We start from the raw sequence: 18,734 nt of genomic DNA, 5'->3' as shown, positions 1-18,734 counted from the left end.
TCATGCCCGACGAAGCGTAACGCCAGCGGTGTGGACCACCGTACCTGACACCGGACTGGTGACATGTGGAAGCAAATTACCGCAATGAATACCGTGCGTCGTCGCGGCTGTTTTGGCTCCTGCCTTGGCGCCAAATCCCATATAGACGAATAGCGTATCGGGTCGAATACCGGCGGTGACCAACGCTTTGCCTTTTTCCTTACCGGTTGCATTTTCCAGCCAGATGTCATCGCCGCTTTTGATGCCTTTTTCACGGGCCGTTTGCGGGTGGATCCACACCGCGTTGTCCCACATCAGCTCACTCAGCAGTGGCACATATTGCGTTGCGCCATTGGTATGAACCGCCACTTTCCCCTGAATAAAATAGAGTTCATTGTCGCCTTTGAGCGCAAAATTGCGGGCGCGAGGAACACCGTAGCCTGGCAGGAGTGTTTCCAGCTCGGCAGAGTAGAGTTCGATTTTTCCTGACGGGGATTTAAAACGCAGCTGCTCACCATAAGTGCCGTCGCTATCAACCGCTACCGCGCCCGGATAGCGTGCCACAAACTGACGCACCGCTTCGGGTTCGCGCAGCAATAGCGGAACGCCCCACTCGCGATACCCTTTCTGACGCAGCTCAGCAGATAACGCATGATCGCCATTAAGCTGGTACAGCTGGCGCGTTTGCATATCCTGCCATGGGTAGAATTGCCCAAGGCCTAACTGAACAGCCAGTTCTTTCCAGATTTGCCAGCTCGGACGCGCGTCACCGATAGGCTCAACCACCTGCTGACGCAAGGCATAGGCTGGATTCAGGCCCGACATATCAGAAACTTCTTCATCGCGCTCAAGGTAAGTACATTCAGGCAAAAGATAATCGGCATACGCCGCGCTTTCGCTTAAATAGACATCGCAACTGACCACCAGGTCGAGCTGTTCAACGGTCTTGACCAGGTCTGGTCGACAGGTCACGGTCTGGAAAGGGTTGTGTCGGGACATGATCCATCCCTTCACCGGATACGGCGTTTGCTTTAAGACGGCATCAATAATGCTTTGCACTACGCCGCCGCCGGCCGCGATGTACTTGAACTGCGGGGCCACCAGATCGATACGCTGCGCCGTTGGCTTGGGTAATTTGGCATCGGGTTTTGCCAGCACGGGAGCGACTTTCTCTCCGGCCAGCTTATTGTACGTTGCCGCCGCTTTTTTCTGATACAACCCACCCTCACGCTCAATATTTCCAAGTAACACATTGAGGGTGAAAATCATGCGCCGCATATCAATTTCTTCTTGCGAAAACGTCGCACGATGACCCGGACTGACAATGGCGTGAGGGGCGCTGGCTGCCATTTCGCGGGTGACCCGGATAATCACATCGGCAGGCACATCAGCGAGCTTTTGCGCCCATTCCGGCGTGGTCTCCTGGACCGCCTCAGCCAGTTGGTCAAACCCTGTGGTGTAGCGTGTAACAAAGTCTGCGTCATACAGCTTTTCTTTGATCATGACGTGACACATGGCCATCAGCACCGGTAGGTCGCCGCCAGGCTTAAGCGCATGCCATTCATCCGCTTTGCTGGAGAAGACGGATAAACGGGGATCAAAGCTGACCATTTTCGCGCCCTTTTCCTGCGCGGTCATCAGTTCATGGGTGTCGGCGACTTCAATACCTTCATAGAGGTTATGGCCAAAAGAGACCATATAACGGGTATTGACGATATCCATGGCTAAATCGCCACCCATCATAACTTTAGCGGCAATCGCTTTTCCGGCGGGGCATGTCGAGGCGTGAGTAAACGTGTTCGGCGATCCAAAAGCCGTCGCGAGGTGAAATAAATGGCCGGAAAGCGAACCGGACTTGGAAGAGAATACGACCCCCTCAGAACCATGCTGCGCTTTTATTGCCGTCATTTTTTCGGCAATTTCTTTATATGCCTGCTGCCAGCTAATTACCTGCCACTCACCGCTCCCGCGAGGTCCTGTGCGTTTCATCGGTTTAACAATACGATGCGGGTCGTTGACCAGGCTAACACCACTGCCTCCGCGCGCGCAGACACGCGTCCCCTGCTGAGGCGCATTAGGGTTTCCTTGAATAAAAACCGTCTTATTATTAATTACCTGAGCCTGAATTGGGCAGCGAAAAGAACACATTTCGCACAAACTTGGCGTCAGGGATGTTTTCCCTTTTATGTGCTCGGGAGAATTCCGCGCCAGTGCGCCTGGTGGAAAACTGCCTATTGCACAGGCTGAGCAACCTATACCCACCCCTCGTAAAAAATTACGCCGACTTATGCTCATATAACCTCCTGTTATTAGATATATCCAATTATTATATGGAGTTTATATTATTAATTTTTAACCTCACTCACATTTTATTACAATGCATACAAGCGCATTAATAGAAATATAAGGTCGTTGTTTTTAAAAGACTTTTAAAGAATCCAGAAAACAGAAGATGAAATAACAATAATGGTTATCAATTAACTTATTTCCCAAGGTGTGATTTTAAGAAAGTTTATTCCAGTAATTTCCTTTAACGGTAAGAAAATAATTAATCATTCGTTCGAAGCCGTGTTCAGCGCAATTTTCTTGCGTAGGCCATTCCGCATCGATAATCCTCTTGCTGATTACCTCGCTATTTTTTGGTATTCTTGGATAAGCGCTAAATTGATCCCGGACATAACTGAACAATGAATGACGGCAAGCAGCAACCTGGTTTTCTCTTCCACGATTACGAGACTTTTGGTACCCATCCGGCGCTGGACAGACCCGCGCAATTTGCGGCTATCCGCACAGATAATGATTTCAACATTATCGGTGAACCTGAAGTCTTTTATTGCAAACCCGCAGATGATTATCTGCCACAGCCCGAGGCGGTGCTGATTACCGGCATCACCCCGCAAGAAGCACGTGAAAAGGGAGAAAATGAAGCTGCTTTTGCTGCGCGTATTCACGCCCTGTTTACCGTACCGAAAACCTGTATTCTGGGCTATAACAACGTGCGCTTCGATGATGAAGTGACGCGAAATATCCTGTATCGCAATTTCTATGATCCCTATGCCTGGAGCTGGCAGAACGATAATTCGCGCTGGGATCTGCTGGATGTAATGCGTGCCTGCTATGCCCTGCGTCCTGAAGGTATTAACTGGCCGGAAAACGACGATGGCTTGCCCAGCTTCCGCCTGGAACATTTGACCAAAGCGAATGGGATTGAGCATGCCAATGCCCACGATGCAATGGCCGATGTGTATGCCACGATTGCGATGGCGCAATTAGTCAAGTCACGCCAGCCTCGTCTGTTTGAGTATCTCTATAGCCATCGTAATAAGCACAAACTGGCGGCGATAATTGATGTGCCGCAGATGAAGCCGCTGGTCCATGTCTCGGGCATGTTCGGCGCATGGCGCGGTAACACCAGTTGGGTGGCGCCACTGGCCTGGCATCCGGAAAATCGCAACGCGGTTATCATGGTCGATCTGGCCGGTGATATTTCACCGCTGCTCGAACTGGACAGCGACGCGCTGCGTGAGCGGCTCTATACCGCTAAGGCAGATCTGGGAGATAACCCCGCAGTGCCGGTTAAACTGGTGCACATCAACAAATGTCCGGTACTGGCACAGGCGAACACCCTGCGCCCGGAAGATGCCGATCGTCTCGGTATTAACCGCCAGCATTGTCTGGATAATCTCAAAATTCTGCGCGAAAACCCACAGGTACGCGACAAGGTCGTGGCTATCTTTGCCGAGGCGGAACCCTTTGCGCCATCGGATAACGTAGATGCCCAGCTGTACAACGGCTTTTTCAGCGATGCCGACCGCGCTGCGATGAAAATCGTTCTGGAAACCGAACCGCGCAATTTACCGGCGCTGGATATCACCTTTGTCGATAAACGCATTGAAAAGCTGCTGTTTAACTACCGCGCGCGTAACTTCCCTGGAACGCTGGATGAAGCCGAACAACAGCGCTGGCTGGACCATCGTCGTCAGGTATTCACGCCGGAGTTTTTGCAAAATTACGCCAATGAATTACAGATGCTGAGTCAGCATTATGCGGATAACAAAGAGAAGCTGACGCTGCTGAAAGCACTCTGGCAATATGCGCAAGAGATTGTCTAAATCCCACGTATAAAAAAACGGAGAACATGTCTCCGTTTTTTTTCAGCTAAATGCAGTTATTACGCGATATCTTCGTCGTACTGCGGTACCGGGTTGCGGAAGCTTTTGGTCACGCACGCCAGGTAGATCAGACCGATACCCGCCCAGATCAGGCCCAGAACCATTGAGCTTTCTTCCAGGTTCACCCACAGCGCGCCAACGGTCAGCGCACCGCACATTGGCAGGAACAGGTACTGGAAGTGATCTTTCAGCGTCTTGTTACGCTTCTCACGGATCCAGAACTGGGAGATTACCGACAGGTTAACGAAGGTAAACGCCACCAGCGCACCAAAGTTAATCAGCGCCGTCGCCATCACCAGGTCGAAGTTGATTGCCAGCAAAGCAATCGCCCCAACCAGAATGATGTTCATGGACGGAGTACGCCATTTCGGGTGTACATAACCGAAGAAACTTTTCGGGAATACGCCGTCACGACCCATCACGTACATCAGACGCGCAACGCCTGCATGCGCCGCCATACCGGACGCCAGTACGGTAATGGTAGAGAAAATCAGCGCGCCGACCTGGAAGAACTTACCGGCAACATACAGCATGATTTCCGGCTGCGAAGCATCCGGATCCTTAAAGCGCGAGATATCCGGGAAGTACAACTGCAACAGATAAGTGGAGACGATAAAGATCAGGCCACCAATCAGCGCGGTCAGGAAAATCGCACGCGGGATCACGCGTTCAGCGTCTTTGGTTTCTTCTGACAGGTTGCTGATACCGTCAAAACCGGTGAACGAGAAGCACAGGATGGTAGCCCCGGTGATCATCGGGATCACGTGCGCATCACCCGACCAGAACGGACGGCTGCTCGCCAGCGTACCGGCGCCTTCCCCTTCGAACACGCCATAAACGACCATGCCGAGGATCACTGCAATCAGCACCACCTGCAACAACACGATCACGGTGTTGAAATTAGCGACGGACTTGAGGCTACGCAGGTTGAAGGCGGTCATAAAGGCCACCAGCGCCACCACGAACATCCACGATGGAATCGAAGGCACCAGTGCTTCAAAATAAATTTTCGCCAACAGAATGTTGATCATCGGCGCGAACAGGTAGTCCAGCAGCGATGACCAGCCAACCATAAAACCAACGGTCGGGCTAATGGATTTCTGAGCGTAAGTGTAGGCAGAGCCTGCGGACGGATAACGGCGTACCAGTTTACCGTAGCTTAGTGCGGTAAAGAGGATGGCGATCAGTGCGAAGGCGTAAGCTGTCGGGACGTGACCATCGGTCATTCCTGAGACGATACCGAATGTATCGAACAGCGTCATCGGCTGCATATAGGCAAGGCCCATCATGACAACCGGAACCAGCGTAAGCGTTTTACGTAATTCCACGCGAGAGGTGTTTGGAGTAGCGTTATGCGACATGGTTATCCTCCATTACGGCGAAAACCGTCGCGTAAGCAAAAAATTGCCCCATTTTTTGTTAATCCTCAGCGACAACAACTGTCGATTTTTAAGTAAGTATCTATCCGGTACGAAGCCCGGCCTCTTTTATGAATGATTGGTTTGATGCAAAAAAATAACCGACGCGTATTAAAACGTCGGTTAATGTCATTTTTTGCAAGCGGCGTATTTTGCACTAATTTGGGGAGAAATAACAAGAGATTGAAGCAACTGTAAAAAAATATTTTTTCTCAACTGATTGATTTATCAGCATCCGTTTTAACGTACACCCCGGCAATAGCACTATTTGCTAAAATCTCGTCCCGCCACCAGGCGCTGGCAAGCCCGGCGGTCTGTTCATTCCACCCTATCCACACGGGTTCAAACAGAATTTGTCCGACCACTTTCTTCTCAATCAGCGCGCCGCTGTCCAAAAATCGCTGCGCCAGATAACGGGGAATATATCCGCATCCCAGACCACTGACTTGCAGCTCCAGCTTGGTTTTGAAGTCAAAAACGGTAATCGCTTCCTGATCGTCCAACACCTGAACGCCGGAGATGTTCGCTTGATGCACATTCTCTCCCACCGCGATGGCGCGAAATCGTCGAATAGTACGCCGATGTAACGGTTCCTGTTCCTGCGCCAGCGGATGATGCGGCGCAACCACAAACACCTGTTCCAGCGCGCCCAGCCGCGCAAAACCAAATTCGCTCCCCGCCGGCGGTTCGTGCATAGCGCCGACAATAATATCCGCCCGCCCCTGAGTAAGTGCATCCCAGGAACCACCCAGCACGCCGTTAATAAACTTCAGGCGCGTCACACTGTGATGTTGATAGAAGGATTCGATAAGGGGGGCCAGCAGTGAAAAGGGAAACGTATCATCGACGCCGATGACCAGTTCATTCTCCCAGCCTTCATGAAGTTTAATGGCTTGCTTTTCGAGTTCGCGGACGGAGTGCAATACCTCTCGCCCCTTTTCCAGCAGCATTCGACCGGTGCGGGTAAACTTAGCCCGGTGCCCACTGCGATCTAATAACTGAATATTAAGATCGCTTTCCAGTTTATGGACGGTGTAGCTAAGCGCAGACGGCGTCTTATACAATTTTGCCGACGCCGCCGCGAAACTGCCCTCTTTTTCTAACGCATCGAGGATGATAAGAACGTCCAGCAGTGGTTTCATACTCGCCCCCTGGCGGTATACAGCGACACTCTGCTGGCCTGTCACTCCATCGGCATCACCAGCGGATCGGGATACTGGTACTCAAATCCAAGCTCATTACAAATACGGCTGCCATCAATGACTTTACCTTTACCGTTATCCGCACCGCCGCGAAATTCCGGCGGTTCCATCCCCAACTGGCGGGCCATCTGCGGATAGAACACGTTACGCGCCGGATGCATAGGCGCACATATATTATAGATGTGTCCCCCTTTGGGCGCTTGCAGCAGCAACGTGATGGCAGAAACGACATCATCCAGATGCACCAGATTGACGCCATGGTGTCCATCTGGCGCCGTCTTGCCAGCGAAAAAGCGGCCAGGATGTCTTCCCGGGCCAACCAGTCCGGCCAGTCGCAGAATATCTACCGAGGTACCAGGCAGGTTATGCAACCAGTCTTCAAGATCTTTCAGAACACGCCCGCTGGCGGTGACCGGGTTACGCGGCGTTCCCTCTTTCACGATGCCCTGGATATCGCCATAGACCGACGTCGAGCTGGTAAAAATAATCCGCGGGATCCGGTACGCCAGCGCACTGTCAACCAGTTCCTGCATGGCCTGCAGGTAAAATGTCTCCCCCGGCCCGCTACGGCGCGCAGGTAGCGTTATAACCAGTGCATCAGCGTCCATGAGCGCGTCGAGATCGTCAGCCTCACAGACCAGTTCAGGCTCCAGGCGCAGCGAGTAACTCTCGATACCGCTCATACGGGCCGCTTCTACCCCATCCAGTGTGGTTTTGCTGCCGGTAACCTGCCAGCCTCTCGCCGCCAGCGACATGGCTAACGGCATGCCTAACCAACCTAACCCGACAATTGCGACCTTTTTCATGCCTTCTCTCCTGACTTTTGGCCTATAACGCAAGGCTACGCCAGCCCACGGTGGCTGACAATTCATAGTATCAATATGAAATGAATTAATGATCAAAAAAAGCCCTTGCTTTCCGTAGCTAAAGTGGTTTAGGTTAAAAGACATCAAATGAATAAACATTCATCGAGAAAATTTATGACACGCGCTCAATTTAAACACCATCATCACCATCATCCTGACTAGTCTTTCAGGCGATGTGTGCTGGGAGACATTTAAATCTTCCAGCGGTGCATGAGCGTATGAGAAAGCCCCCGGAAGATTTCTTCCGGGGGCTTTTTTTTGTGCGTGACCCAAACTGATTCAGACAGGATAACGAGGAACAAACAATGTTAGACAACACCCGTTTACGCATAGCTATGCAGAAATCAGGCCGTTTAAGCGACGATTCACGCGAATTACTGGCCCGTTGCGGCATTAAAATTAATCTTCACACCCAGCGCTTAATTGCGATGGCAGAAAATATGCCGATTGATATCCTGCGCGTGCGTGATGACGATATCCCAGGTCTGGTGATGGACGGCGTCGTTGATCTGGGCATTATTGGGGAAAACGTTCTGGAAGAAGAGCTGCTCAACCGTCGGGCACAGGGTGAAGATCCTCGCTATTTTACCCTGCGTCGTCTGGACTTCGGCGGCTGCCGTCTTTCGCTGGCGACGCCGGTTGATGAAGCATGGGATGGCCCGGCAGAACTGAACGGGAAGCGTATCGCCACCTCTTACCCGCACCTGCTCAAGCGTTACCTCGATCAAAAAGGGGTGTCATTTAAATCCTGTCTGTTAAACGGTTCTGTCGAAGTCGCGCCCCGCGCGGGCCTGGCCGATGCAATCTGCGATCTGGTGTCAACCGGCGCGACGCTTGAAGCCAATGGTCTGCGTGAAGTGGAAGTGATTTACCGCTCTAAAGCGTGTCTGATTCAGCGCGATGGCGAAATGGCCGCAGCCAAACAGCAACTGATCGACAAACTACTGACCCGCATCCAGGGGGTTATTCAGGCTCGCGAATCCAAATACATCATGATGCACGCACCGAGCGAGCGTCTGGACGAAGTTATCGCCCTGCTGCCTGGCGCTGAGCGCCCAACCATTCTGCCACTGGCGGGTGATCAGCAGCGCGTGGCCATGCACATGGTCAGCAGCGAAACCCTGTTCTGGGAAACAATGGAAAAACTGAAAGCGCTCGGCGCCAGCTCTATTCTGGTGCTGCCGATTGAGAAGATGATGGAGTAACGACCATGAGCTTCAATACCCTGATTGACTGGAATAGCTGTAGCCCTGAGCAGCAGCGCGAATTACTGATGCGCCCGGCGATTTCCGCCTCTGAAAGCATTAGCCGCACGGTGGCCGAGATCCTTGAAAATGTCAAAAACAACGGCGACCAGGCATTGCGCGAATACAGCGCGAAGTTTGATAAAACCGAGGTCGGCGCGCTGCGCGTCACTGAGGAAGAAATTCAGGAGGCCGGGAATCGTCTGAGCGACGAGCTGAAACAAGCCATGCAGGCGGCAGTACGTAATATTGATACTTTCCACAGCGCGCAGATCCTGCCGCCGGTGGATATCGAAACCCAGCCGGGCGTGCGCTGCCAGCAGGTTACCCGCCCCATCGCTTCCGTGGGCCTGTATATTCCAGGGGGATCGGCACCGCTGTTCTCTACCGTATTAATGCTGGCGACCCCGGCGCGTATCGCGGGCTGTAAAAAAGTGGGGCTGTGCTCGCCGCCGCCGATTGCCGATGAAATCCTCTACGCCGCGCAACTCTGTGGCGTGAAAGAAGTGTTTAACGTGGGCGGCGCACAGGCCATTGCCGCGCTGGCACTGGGCACGGAGTCTATTCCAAAAGTCGATAAAATCTTTGGGCCGGGCAACGCCTATGTGACCGAAGCCAAGCGCCAGGTCAGCCAGCGTCTTGACGGCGCGGCAATCGATATGCCCGCCGGACCGTCCGAAGTATTGGTTATCGCTGACAGCGGCGCAACGCCGGATTTTGTCGCCTCCGACCTGCTCTCTCAGGCCGAGCACGGCCCGGACTCGCAGGTGATCCTGCTGACGCCGGACGCTAAGCTTGCCGAAGGCGTGGCCGAAGCCGTTGAACGCCAGCTCGCCGAGCTGTCCCGAGCCGACACCGCGCGTCAGGCGCTCTCCGCCAGCCGTTTAATCGTGGCGAAAGATCTGGCACAGTGCGTTGAAATCTCCAACGCCTACGGTCCGGAGCACCTGATCATTCAGACCCGCAACGCACGTGAGCTGGTGGAAGGCATTATCAGCGCCGGTTCGGTGTTCCTTGGTGACTGGTCGCCGGAATCCGCAGGCGACTATGCTTCCGGTACTAACCACGTGCTGCCAACTTACGGCTATACCACAACCTGTTCCAGTCTGGGGCTGGCTGATTTCCAGAAACGGATGACCATACAGGAATTAACACCACAAGGTTTCTCTGCGCTGGCCGCCACCATTGAAACCCTGGCCGCGGCTGAGCTGCTGACCGCCCACAAAAATGCCGTCACCCTGCGCGTTAACGCCCTGAAGGAGCAAGCATGAGCACTGACAACTTTCTCAGCGTCACTGATTTAGCCCGTAAGAATGTCCGCGAGTTAACGCCTTATCAGTCTGCCCGCCGTCTTGGCGGTAACGGCGACGTCTGGCTCAATGCGAATGAATATCCCACCGCCGTTGAGTTTCAGCTAAGTCAGCAAACGCTGAACCGCTATCCGGAGTGCCAGCCGAAAGCCGTGATTGAGAATTACGCGCAGTATGCAGGCGTCAAGCCGGAGCAGGTGCTGGTCAGTCGTGGCGCAGATGAAGGGATCGAGCTGCTGGTGCGCGCTTTTTGCGAGCCGGGTAAAGATGCGATTCTGTACTGTCCGCCGACTTACGGCATGTACAGCGTCAGCGCTGAAACGATTGGCGTTGAATGCCGTACCGTCCCGACACTTGACGACTGGCAACTGGATTTACAAGGTATCGCGGACAAGCTTGATGGTGTGAAGGTGGTCTACGTATGCAGCCCTAATAACCCAACGGGCCAGTTGATTAAGCCACAGGATCTGCGTTCGCTGCTCGATATGACGCAGGGTAAAGCTATCGTGGTTGCCGATGAAGCATATATCGAGTTTTGCCCGCAGGCCACGCTGGCGGGCTGGCTGTCTGAATATCCGCACCTGGTAATTTTACGCACACTATCCAAAGCGTTTGCTCTCGCCGGTTTACGCTGCGGGTTTACGCTGGCAAATGAAGAAATTATCAATCTGCTGTTAAAGGTGATCGCCCCTTACCCGCTCTCTACACCGGTGGCGGATATCGCCGCCCAGGCGCTGACGCCGCAAGGGGTTGCCGCCATGCGCCAACGCGTCCAGCAGATCCTGCAAGAACGTCAGTACCTGGTGGAAAACCTGAAAACAATTCGCTGTGTAGAACAGGTCTTCGCTTCTGAAACCAACTATGTTCTGGCGCGCTTCACCGCATCCAGCAGCGTATTTAAATCTTTGTGGGATCAGGGCATTATCTTACGAGACCAGAACAAACAACCTTCGTTAAGCGGCTGCCTGCGTATTACTGTCGGAACCCGTGAAGAGAGCCAGCGCGTCATTGACGCCTTACGTGCGGAGCAAGTATGAGCCAGAAGTATCTTTTTATAGACCGTGATGGAACCCTGATTTCCGAACCGCCAAGTGACTTTCAGGTCGATCGCTTTGACAAACTGGCTTTTGAGCCGGAAGTCGTTCCTGTTTTGCTGAAACTGCAAAAAGCGGGTTTTAAGCTGGTGATGATCACCAACCAGGATGGACTGGGAACCCAGAGCTTTCCACAGGCTGATTTTGACGGCCCGCATAATCTGATGATGCAAATATTCACCTCTCAGGGCGTGAGGTTTGATGACGTGCTGATTTGCCCGCACTTGCCGGCCGATGAGTGTGATTGCCGTAAGCCAAAAGTGAAGCTGGTTGAGCAGTATCTGGTTGAACAGGCTATGGACACCGAGAACAGCTACGTCATTGGCGATCGTGCCACAGATATTCAACTGGCTGAAAACATGGGGATTAGCGGATTACGCTATCACCGGGACACCCTGAACTGGGCGATGATCGGCGAGCAGTTGACCAAACGTGACCGCTACGCCCACGTTGAGCGCAATACCAAAGAAACGCAGATTGATGTCAAAGTCTGGTTGGACCGCGAAGGTCAAAGCAAAATCAATACTGGCGTTGGCTTCTTTGACCACATGTTGGATCAAATCGCCACCCACGGCGGTTTCCGTATGGAGATAGCCGTCAAAGGCGATCTGTATATTGACGATCACCACACCGTAGAAGATACCGGTCTGGCGCTGGGTGAGGCCTTAAAGCTGGCATTAGGTGATAAACGTGGTATCAACCGTTTTGGTTTTGTCCTGCCGATGGACGAATGTCTGGCACGTTGCGCGCTGGATATCTCCGGACGTCCTCACCTGGAATACCGCGCTGAGTTTACCTACCAGCGCGTTGGCGATCTGAGCACGGAGATGATTGAACACTTCTTCCGCTCACTCTCCTACACCATGGGCGTTACCCTGCACCTGAAAACCAAAGGAAAAAATGACCACCACCGTGTGGAAAGCCTGTTTAAAGCCTTTGGCCGCACGCTGCGTCAGGCGATTCGCGTAGAAGGCGATACGCTACCCTCCTCAAAAGGAGTGCTGTAATGAACGTGGTGATCCTGGATACAGGCTGCGCCAACCTGAATTCGGTGAAATCCGCCGTTGCGCGCCATGGATACGACCCGGTTGTCAGCCGCGATGCGGATGTGGTGCTCCGGGCCGATAAGCTGTTTCTACCCGGCGTTGGTACTGCGCAGGCGGCTATGGACCAGTTGCACGAGCGTGAACTTATTGAACTAATTAAAGCCTGTACGCAACCGGTGCTGGGGATCTGCTTAGGTATGCAACTGCTTGGCCGCCGCAGCGAAGAGAGTAATGGTGTCTCCCTGCTGGGCATTATTGAACAAGACGTCCCCAAAATGACCGATTTTGGCCTGCCGCTGCCGCATATGGGATGGAACCGTGTGTATCCACAAGCAGGCAATCGTCTGTTCCAGGGTATTGACGATGGTGCGTATTTCTACTTTGTCCACAGCTACGCGATGCCAGTGAACCCATGGACCATCGCCCAGTGTCATTACGGTGAACCGTTTACCGCGGCAGTCCAAAAGGACAATTTCTTTGGCGTGCAGTTCCACCCGGAACGTTCGGGTGCGGCTGGGGCGCAGTTGCTGAAAAACTTTCTGGAGATGTAATGATTATTCCGGCATTAGATTTAATCGACGGCACGGTGGTGCGTCTTCATCAAGGTGATTACGCACAGCAACGTGATTACGGCAACGATCCACTGCCCCGCCTGCAGGAGTACGCGGCACAAGGCGCACAGGTACTGCACCTGGTCGATCTGACCGGGGCAAAAGATCCGCAGAAACGACAAATACCGCTGATTAAAACGCTGGTCGCGGGCGTCAATGTTCCGGTGCAGGTTGGCGGCGGTGTGCGTACTGAAGCGGACGTTGCGGCACTGCTTGACGCCGGCGTGGCGCGCGTGGTGGTCGGTTCGACGGCGGTAAAATCCCCTGAGGAAGTTAAGAGCTGGTTTACCCGTTTTGGCGCCGACGCGCTGGTGCTGGCGCTGGACGTACGCATTGACGAACACGGTAATAAACAGGTTGCGGTCAGCGGCTGGCAGGAAGATTCCGGGGTTTCGCTGGAAGAGCTGGTGGAAACCTATTTACCCGTTGGTCTGAAGCATGTGCTGTGCACTGATATCTCCCGCGACGGTACGCTGGCGGGTTCAAACGTCGCGCTTTATGAAGAAGTGTGCGCTAAATATCCGCAGGTGGCGTTTCAGTCATCTGGCGGTATAGGTGGAATTGAGGACGTAGCAGCCCTGCGCGGGACTGGGGTTGGCGGCGTGATCGTCGGACGAGCCCTGTTGGAAGGTAAGTTCACCGTTGAGGAGGCCATCCAATGCTGGCAAAACGCATAATTCCTTGTCTGGACGTTCGCGATGGACAGGTGGTAAAAGGCGTCCAGTTTCGCAATCACGAGATTATTGGCGACATCGTTCCGCTGGCAAAACGCTATGCCGATGAAGGCGCAGATGAACTGGTCTTCTACGATATCACCGCCTCCAGCGATGGCCGTGTAGTCGATAAAAGCTGGGTATCGCGCGTGGCGGAAGTGATCGACATTCCGTTCTGCGTTGCCGGTGGGATTAAGTCCATTGATGATGCGGCGCGTATTCTCTCCTTCGGGGCGGATAAAATCTCCATCAACTCCCCGGCGCTGGCTGACCCGGAGCTTATCACGCGTCTGGCGGACCGCTTTGGCGTACAGTGCATTGTGGTGGGTATCGATACCTGGTATGACGCCGCAACCGGTAAATATCACGTTAACCAGTATACCGGTGATGAGAGTCGTACCCGCATCACGCAGTGGGAAACGCTGGATTGGGTGCAGGAAGTGCAGAAACGTGGCGCAGGCGAAATCGTGCTGAACATGATGAATCAGGACGGTGTGCGTAACGGCTACGACCTGGAGCAGCTGAGAAAAGTGCGCGACGTTTGCCACGTACCGCTGATTGCCTCCGGTGGCGCAGGCACCATGGAACACTTTCTCGAAGCCTTCCGTGATGCTGACGTTGACGGCGCGCTTGCCGCTTCCGTTTTCCACAAACAAATTATCAATATTGGCGAGTTAAAAACGTACCTGGCAACACAGGGCGTGGAGATCAGGATATGTTAACGAAGCAACAATGTCGCGAGCTGGACTGGGAAAAAACCGACGGATTGATGCCGGTTGTGGTGCAGCATGTGGTATCCGGCGAAGTATTGATGCTGGGTTATATGAACCCTGAGGCGCTGGATAAAACGCTTGAAAGCGGTAAGGTAACCTTTTTCTCGCGGACCAAACAACGGCTGTGGACCAAAGGTGAAACCTCTGGCAACTTTCTTAATGTGGTTAACATCGCGCCTGACTGCGACAACGACACCCTGCTGGTGCTGGTTAACCCGATTGGGCCAACTTGCCACAAAGGCACCTCAAGCTGCTTTGCTGACACCAGTCATCAGTGGCTGTTCCTGTATCAACTAGAACAACTTCTGGCTGAGCGTAAAACCGCCGATCCGGCAAGCTCTTATACGGCCAAGCTGTATGCCAGTGGCACCAAACGCATTGCGCAGAAAGTGGGGGAAGAAGGCGTGGAAACCGCACTGGCCGCCACCGTGCACGATCGTTTTGAACTGACGAATGAAGCTTCTGACCTGATGTACCACCTGCTGGTTCTGCTACAGGATCAGGAGCTTGATCTGACCACCGTGATTGAGAACTTACGTAAGCGTCATCAGTAATCTGCAGACGTAAAAATACCGGGCGCTGTGAACTGCCCGGTTTTTTTGTGCTCAGAATAAAACTGCCTTCGACCTGCTACGCTCTGGCTTTGTAACCACGCAGCGCATTTCGCCCCAGCACGATACCTGCACCAATCATTCCCCCCAGCAGAACGGCCAGTACCAGGGTAATGGCTTTTTTCGGACTGTCACGACGAATCGGTAACGTTGGTTTCATCACGTAGCGATAGGAGTGCAACTCTGCCCCTTCAAGCTTAAGATTTCTGATATCCAGCAGTTTTTGTTTTGTCTGGAAGTAGTTATCAGACAATATCAAAGGACGCGTAGCCTCGTGTTCAACCATAGATTTCAGGGCATCGCTACCCAGCAACAGCATGCTGTCCTGCGTAACATCCTGGGTTTGTTGAATTTGCGGCTTAATCACACCAGCCTGTTCAGCATAACGCAGCGCTTCCTGGATTTGCTTAATTCGCAGATCTTTTTGTTCCTGAGCGACCACTTCCTGAGTCTTCAGAGAATCTTCTAGAGTACTGGTTTGCAGCTTGATGTTATCAGCCAGGTCAAGCTCCAGCTCTTTAGCAACATTTTCATCTGTTTGTTGAATGTACTCAGCCAGCTGACGCTGAGCATCTTCTGGAGAACTCGCCACATAGGAGAGCTCTAGCGGCAGTTGTTGGCCTTTAACAGACTGCTCAATCGACAGTTTCTGGGGTATTTCCTGATTAGCAAGCGTTTCTGCCAGGGCAGAGAAAGAGGTACTGAAACGACCAACCACATTTGTCTGAAGTTCAGTCACCTTAGGCGCGTTGGCGCCATACAACACGTTGAGCGCGTTGTTATAGGTGGCTATTTGACCAACATCCGGTTGAGTAATAATTGCGGTAGAGGTCCATTTCTCTTTAGCAACCGCCAGATAGCCCACCGCCAGAACAATGGTAACAACGATCGCGATAACGATTGTTGTTTTCCCACGCCATAACTGCAGCAGCAAATCAATCAGATCAATCTGTTCCGGATCGTTACCGCGCCCGGACATGTTGTTATCACTTACAGACATAGATACCCTAATTAAGGAAGGACTTAAACTCGAATTAGTTTAGCTAAAAATTGAAGCACTTCCATAGGATTAATGATAAAAAATCAAATTGATTGAGAGATTTTGATTGGTATTTTAGTCCCTTGAGAAAAAGGAAGGAATTTAAAAAAAGTGTCAATACTGAAAGGCCACTCTTTGCAGGAAAAGCGTCAAACAGCGGGTTAAATGTCATCAAGCGTAAATGCCAGACATTCTCGTTAATTAAATTCACGGCATGAATATTTATTAACTTACCACTAAAAATGGCATGCGTAAAAAGGATAACCATTAGCTTTTTTGCCATCTGACGGTATTATTTCACTTTTCGTCGCACCAAATAGTGCCTGGCTACTTTTTAGCCGAAAAGAGGAACGAACATGAAATACCTGGTTACGGGGGCCGCTGGTTTCATCGGCTTCCATGTTAGCAAACGCCTCCTTGAGGCTGGCCATCAAGTCGTCGGTATCGATAATCTGAACGATTACTACGACGTGAGTCTAAAGCAGGCCCGTCTGGAGCTGCTGGTACACCCCGGCTTCCAGTTTCATAAGAGTGATTTAGCCGACCGGGAAAGCATGTCAGCACTCTTCGCATCCGGGCATTTTGATCGTGTGATCCATCTCGCTGCACAGGCTGGCGTACGCTATTCACTCGAAAATCCTCATGCTTACGCAGACTCCAATCTCACAGGTTTTCTGAACATACTGGAAGGTTGTCGGCATAATAAAATTCAGCATTTACTTTATGCCTCTTCCAGCTCGGTATACGGCATGAATCGCAAAATGCCTTTCTCAACGGATGATTCCGTCGATCACCCCGTATCCCTGTATGCTGCGACCAAAAAAGCCAACGAACTGATGGCCCATACGTATTCTCATCTGTACGGATTGCCCACAACCGGCCTGCGTTTCTTTACCGTATACGGTCCGTGGGGTCGCCCGGATATGGCGCTGTTCAAATTCACCAAAGCGATGCTGGAAGGGAAAAGTATTGACGTCTATAACTACGGCAAAATGAAGCGTGACTTTACCTATATTGGTGATATCGCAGAAGCAATTATTCGCTTGCAGGATGTCATTCCTGCGCCCAACGAGGAGTGGACTGTTGAAAGCGGTTCCCCGGCAACCAGCTCCGCGCCGTATTGCGTCTACAATATCGGCAATAGTTCACCGGTTGAACTGATGGATTATATCAAGGCTCTGGAAGAAGCTCTTGGCATCGACGCGACAAAAAATATGCTCCCGCTACAACCCGGTGATGTGCTGGAAACCAGCGCGGACACCAAAGCACTGTATGACGTTATTGGTTTTAAACCTACAACAACGGTTAAAGATGGGGTTAAGAACTTTGTTGACTGGTACCGTGATTTCTACAACGTTTAATTAGTAACCTGCTTAAAATAAAAAGGCCTTTAATAAGGCCTTTTTTGTCGAGATGATGATTAATCACTACCGAACAAATCGCGGGTATATACTTTTTCTGCAACATCTGCTAATTCAGACGTCATTCGATTAGAAATAATAACATCCGCTTCATTTTTAAACGCGTTTAGATCGCGAACTACCCGAGAGTGGAAAAATTCATCCTCTTCCATGACCGGTTCATAAATAATAACGGGTACGCCCTTGGCTTTAATACGCTTCATGATCCCCTGAATAGAGGATGCACGGAAGTTATCAGAACCACTTTTCATGATCAATCTGTACACGCCAACCACTTTAGGCTTACGCGCCAGAATGGAATCTGCAATAAAGTCTTTGCGCGTACGGTTAGCATCGACGATCGCGCCGATAATGTTATTCGGCACAGACGCGTAGTTCGCCAACAACTGCTTAGTATCTTTCGGTAAGCAGTAGCCACCGTAGCCAAAGGACGGATTGTTGTAATGATTACCAATACGCGGATCCAGACATACGCCTTCAATAATTTGCCGGGTGTTCAGACCAAGGCTTTCGGCATAGCTATCAAGCTCATTAAAATAGGCCACGCGTAACGCCAGATAGGTATTAGCGAACAGCTTGATGGCTTCGGCTTCAGTAGAATCAGTAAACAGCGTCGGAATATCTTTCTTCACCGCACCTTCCTGCAACAGCGCGGCAAACCGTTCTGCACGTTCGGAGCTTTCACCTATAACGATACGCGACGGATGCAAATTGTCGTAGAGCGCACGACCTTCACGCAGGAACTCAGGCGAGAAGAAAATTTTATCAATGCCAAACTGTTCTTTAATTGAATTGGTAAAACCAACCGGAATGGTGGATTTGATGACCATCACCGCATTTGGGTTAATTGCAACCACATCGCGGATAACAGACTCGACGCTGGAGGTGTTGAAGTAGTTAGTTTTCGGATCGTAATCAGTCGGTGTCGCTATGATCACGTAATCCGCATCACGATAGGCATCATACTTATCAGTCGTTGCACGAAAATTCAGCTGCTTTGTCGCCAGGTACTCTTCGATCTCTTTGTCAACAATCGGCGATTTTTTCTGATTCAGCATCTCGACCTTCGCCGGGACGATATCCAGAGCAACCACTTCATGGTGCTGGGCGATCAGAATACCGTTGGATAAGCCGACATAACCTGTTCCTGAGATAGTTATCTTCATTCGCTCTGTAACTTCTTCCAGTTAAACATTGAGGTTGAGCACACCACCAGCCTTGTGGCGGATCGGCTC

The 18,734-nt window shown here is 51.8% G+C and carries 17 protein-coding genes, 1 pseudogene and 1 other annotated feature; of the genes and pseudogenes, 11 read left to right on the top strand and 7 right to left on the bottom strand.

The features are described 5' to 3' along the window. Positions 1-2,274, bottom strand: coding sequence for a thiosulfate reductase PhsA (gene phsA, locus M4I31_RS09015; protein ID WP_085047962.1), 2,274 nt, complete (start codon positions 2,272-2,274; stop codon positions 1-3). A gap of 392 nt (positions 2,275-2,666) precedes the next feature. Here phsA and sbcB point away from each other — a divergent pair, with 392 nt between their 5' ends. After that, entirely contained in the window at positions 2,667-4,091 is a 1,425-nt protein-coding gene (sbcB, locus tag M4I31_RS09010) for an exodeoxyribonuclease I (protein WP_085047961.1), read from the top strand. Positions 4,092-4,150: 59 nt separating this feature from the next. Here sbcB and plaP read toward each other — a convergent pair whose 3' ends face one another. The 4 genes and pseudogenes from plaP to M4I31_RS08995 form a co-directional block, all read right to left on the bottom strand. Further along, positions 4,151-5,512, bottom strand: coding sequence for a putrescine/proton symporter PlaP (gene plaP / locus M4I31_RS09005; protein ID WP_003030167.1), 1,362 nt, complete (start codon positions 5,510-5,512; stop codon positions 4,151-4,153). Further along, entirely contained in the window at positions 5,502-5,564 is a 63-nt protein-coding gene (gene yoeI, locus M4I31_RS24100) for a membrane protein YoeI (RefSeq protein WP_110498811.1), read from the bottom strand. Before yoeI ends, plaP begins: the two co-directional genes overlap by 11 nt. Positions 5,565-5,726: 162 nt before the next feature. Then, positions 5,727-6,711 (bottom strand): annotated as a pseudogene (locus tag M4I31_RS09000) (LysR substrate-binding domain-containing protein). Between the two features lie 41 nt (positions 6,712-6,752). Continuing rightward, a complete protein-coding gene (locus tag M4I31_RS08995; protein ID WP_085047959.1) occupies positions 6,753-7,577 on the bottom strand; it encodes an SDR family oxidoreductase in 825 nt (274 codons plus the stop codon). A gap of 174 nt (positions 7,578-7,751) precedes the next feature. Here M4I31_RS08995 and hisL point away from each other — a divergent pair, with 174 nt between their 5' ends. From hisL to hisIE, 9 genes are all read left to right on the top strand, one after another. Further along, positions 7,752-7,799 (top strand): his operon leader peptide, encoded by a 48-nt coding sequence (gene hisL / locus M4I31_RS08990; protein WP_100250077.1) that lies wholly within the window; start codon positions 7,752-7,754, stop codon positions 7,797-7,799. Continuing rightward, positions 7,775-7,897, top strand: a sequence feature (His leader region). Its footprint overlaps the gene before it by 25 nt. Before the next feature lie 45 nt (positions 7,898-7,942). Then, positions 7,943-8,842 (top strand): ATP phosphoribosyltransferase, encoded by a 900-nt coding sequence (gene hisG / locus M4I31_RS08985; protein WP_038641718.1) that lies wholly within the window; start codon positions 7,943-7,945, stop codon positions 8,840-8,842. A 5-nt stretch (positions 8,843-8,847) separates the two neighbouring features. Next, positions 8,848-10,152 carry a histidinol dehydrogenase gene (gene hisD / locus M4I31_RS08980; RefSeq protein WP_085047958.1) on the top strand — a complete coding sequence of 435 codons (1,305 nt, stop codon included), beginning with the start codon at positions 8,848-8,850 and terminating at the stop codon, positions 10,150-10,152. Next, the gene (gene hisC / locus M4I31_RS08975; protein ID WP_085047957.1) at positions 10,149-11,228 is read left to right on the top strand and encodes a histidinol-phosphate transaminase; all 1,080 of its coding nucleotides are present in this window, start codon (positions 10,149-10,151) and stop codon (positions 11,226-11,228) included. The genes hisD and hisC overlap by 4 nt, the downstream gene beginning before the upstream one ends. Beyond that, on the top strand, positions 11,225-12,292 hold the full coding sequence (gene hisB, locus M4I31_RS08970; protein WP_085047956.1) for a bifunctional histidinol-phosphatase/imidazoleglycerol-phosphate dehydratase HisB: 1,068 nt from the start codon (positions 11,225-11,227) through the stop codon (positions 12,290-12,292). The genes hisC and hisB overlap by 4 nt, the downstream gene beginning before the upstream one ends. Further along, positions 12,292-12,882 carry an imidazole glycerol phosphate synthase subunit HisH gene (gene hisH, locus M4I31_RS08965; RefSeq protein ID WP_038641727.1) on the top strand — a complete coding sequence of 197 codons (591 nt, stop codon included), beginning with the start codon at positions 12,292-12,294 and terminating at the stop codon, positions 12,880-12,882. The genes hisB and hisH overlap by 1 nt, the downstream gene beginning before the upstream one ends. Beyond that, on the top strand, positions 12,882-13,619 hold the full coding sequence (gene hisA, locus M4I31_RS08960) for a 1-(5-phosphoribosyl)-5-[(5-phosphoribosylamino)methylideneamino]imidazole-4-carboxamide isomerase (RefSeq protein WP_085047955.1): 738 nt from the start codon (positions 12,882-12,884) through the stop codon (positions 13,617-13,619). Before hisH ends, hisA begins: the two co-directional genes overlap by 1 nt. Beyond that, positions 13,601-14,377: an imidazole glycerol phosphate synthase subunit HisF gene (gene hisF / locus M4I31_RS08955; RefSeq protein WP_038641731.1), complete on the top strand. Its 777-nt coding sequence runs from the start codon at positions 13,601-13,603 to the stop codon at positions 14,375-14,377. Before hisA ends, hisF begins: the two co-directional genes overlap by 19 nt. Beyond that, on the top strand, positions 14,371-14,982 hold the full coding sequence (gene hisIE, locus M4I31_RS08950; RefSeq protein ID WP_085047954.1) for a bifunctional phosphoribosyl-AMP cyclohydrolase/phosphoribosyl-ATP diphosphatase HisIE: 612 nt from the start codon (positions 14,371-14,373) through the stop codon (positions 14,980-14,982). Before hisF ends, hisIE begins: the two co-directional genes overlap by 7 nt. A gap of 76 nt (positions 14,983-15,058) precedes the next feature. Here hisIE and wzzB read toward each other — a convergent pair whose 3' ends face one another. Beyond that, complete coding sequence (wzzB, locus tag M4I31_RS08945) at positions 15,059-16,039, bottom strand: LPS O-antigen chain length determinant protein WzzB (protein ID WP_085047953.1); 981 nt, start codon at positions 16,037-16,039, stop codon at positions 15,059-15,061. 395 nt (positions 16,040-16,434) lie between these two features. Here wzzB and M4I31_RS08940 point away from each other — a divergent pair, with 395 nt between their 5' ends. Then, positions 16,435-17,439 (top strand): NAD-dependent epimerase, encoded by a 1,005-nt coding sequence (locus tag M4I31_RS08940; protein ID WP_085047952.1) that lies wholly within the window; start codon positions 16,435-16,437, stop codon positions 17,437-17,439. A gap of 59 nt (positions 17,440-17,498) precedes the next feature. Here M4I31_RS08940 and ugd read toward each other — a convergent pair whose 3' ends face one another. After that, positions 17,499-18,665 carry a UDP-glucose 6-dehydrogenase gene (gene ugd / locus M4I31_RS08935; protein ID WP_085047951.1) on the bottom strand — a complete coding sequence of 389 codons (1,167 nt, stop codon included), beginning with the start codon at positions 18,663-18,665 and terminating at the stop codon, positions 17,499-17,501. Between the last annotated feature and the right edge of the window lie 69 nt (positions 18,666-18,734).

It is taken from the genome of Citrobacter sp. XT1-2-2, assembly GCF_023516235.1.
In the GTDB taxonomy this organism is placed as follows: domain Bacteria; phylum Pseudomonadota; class Gammaproteobacteria; order Enterobacterales; family Enterobacteriaceae; genus Citrobacter; species Citrobacter werkmanii.
The sequence above is the reverse complement of the archived record's forward strand: the minus strand, read 5'-3'. Positions and strand labels throughout refer to the sequence as shown.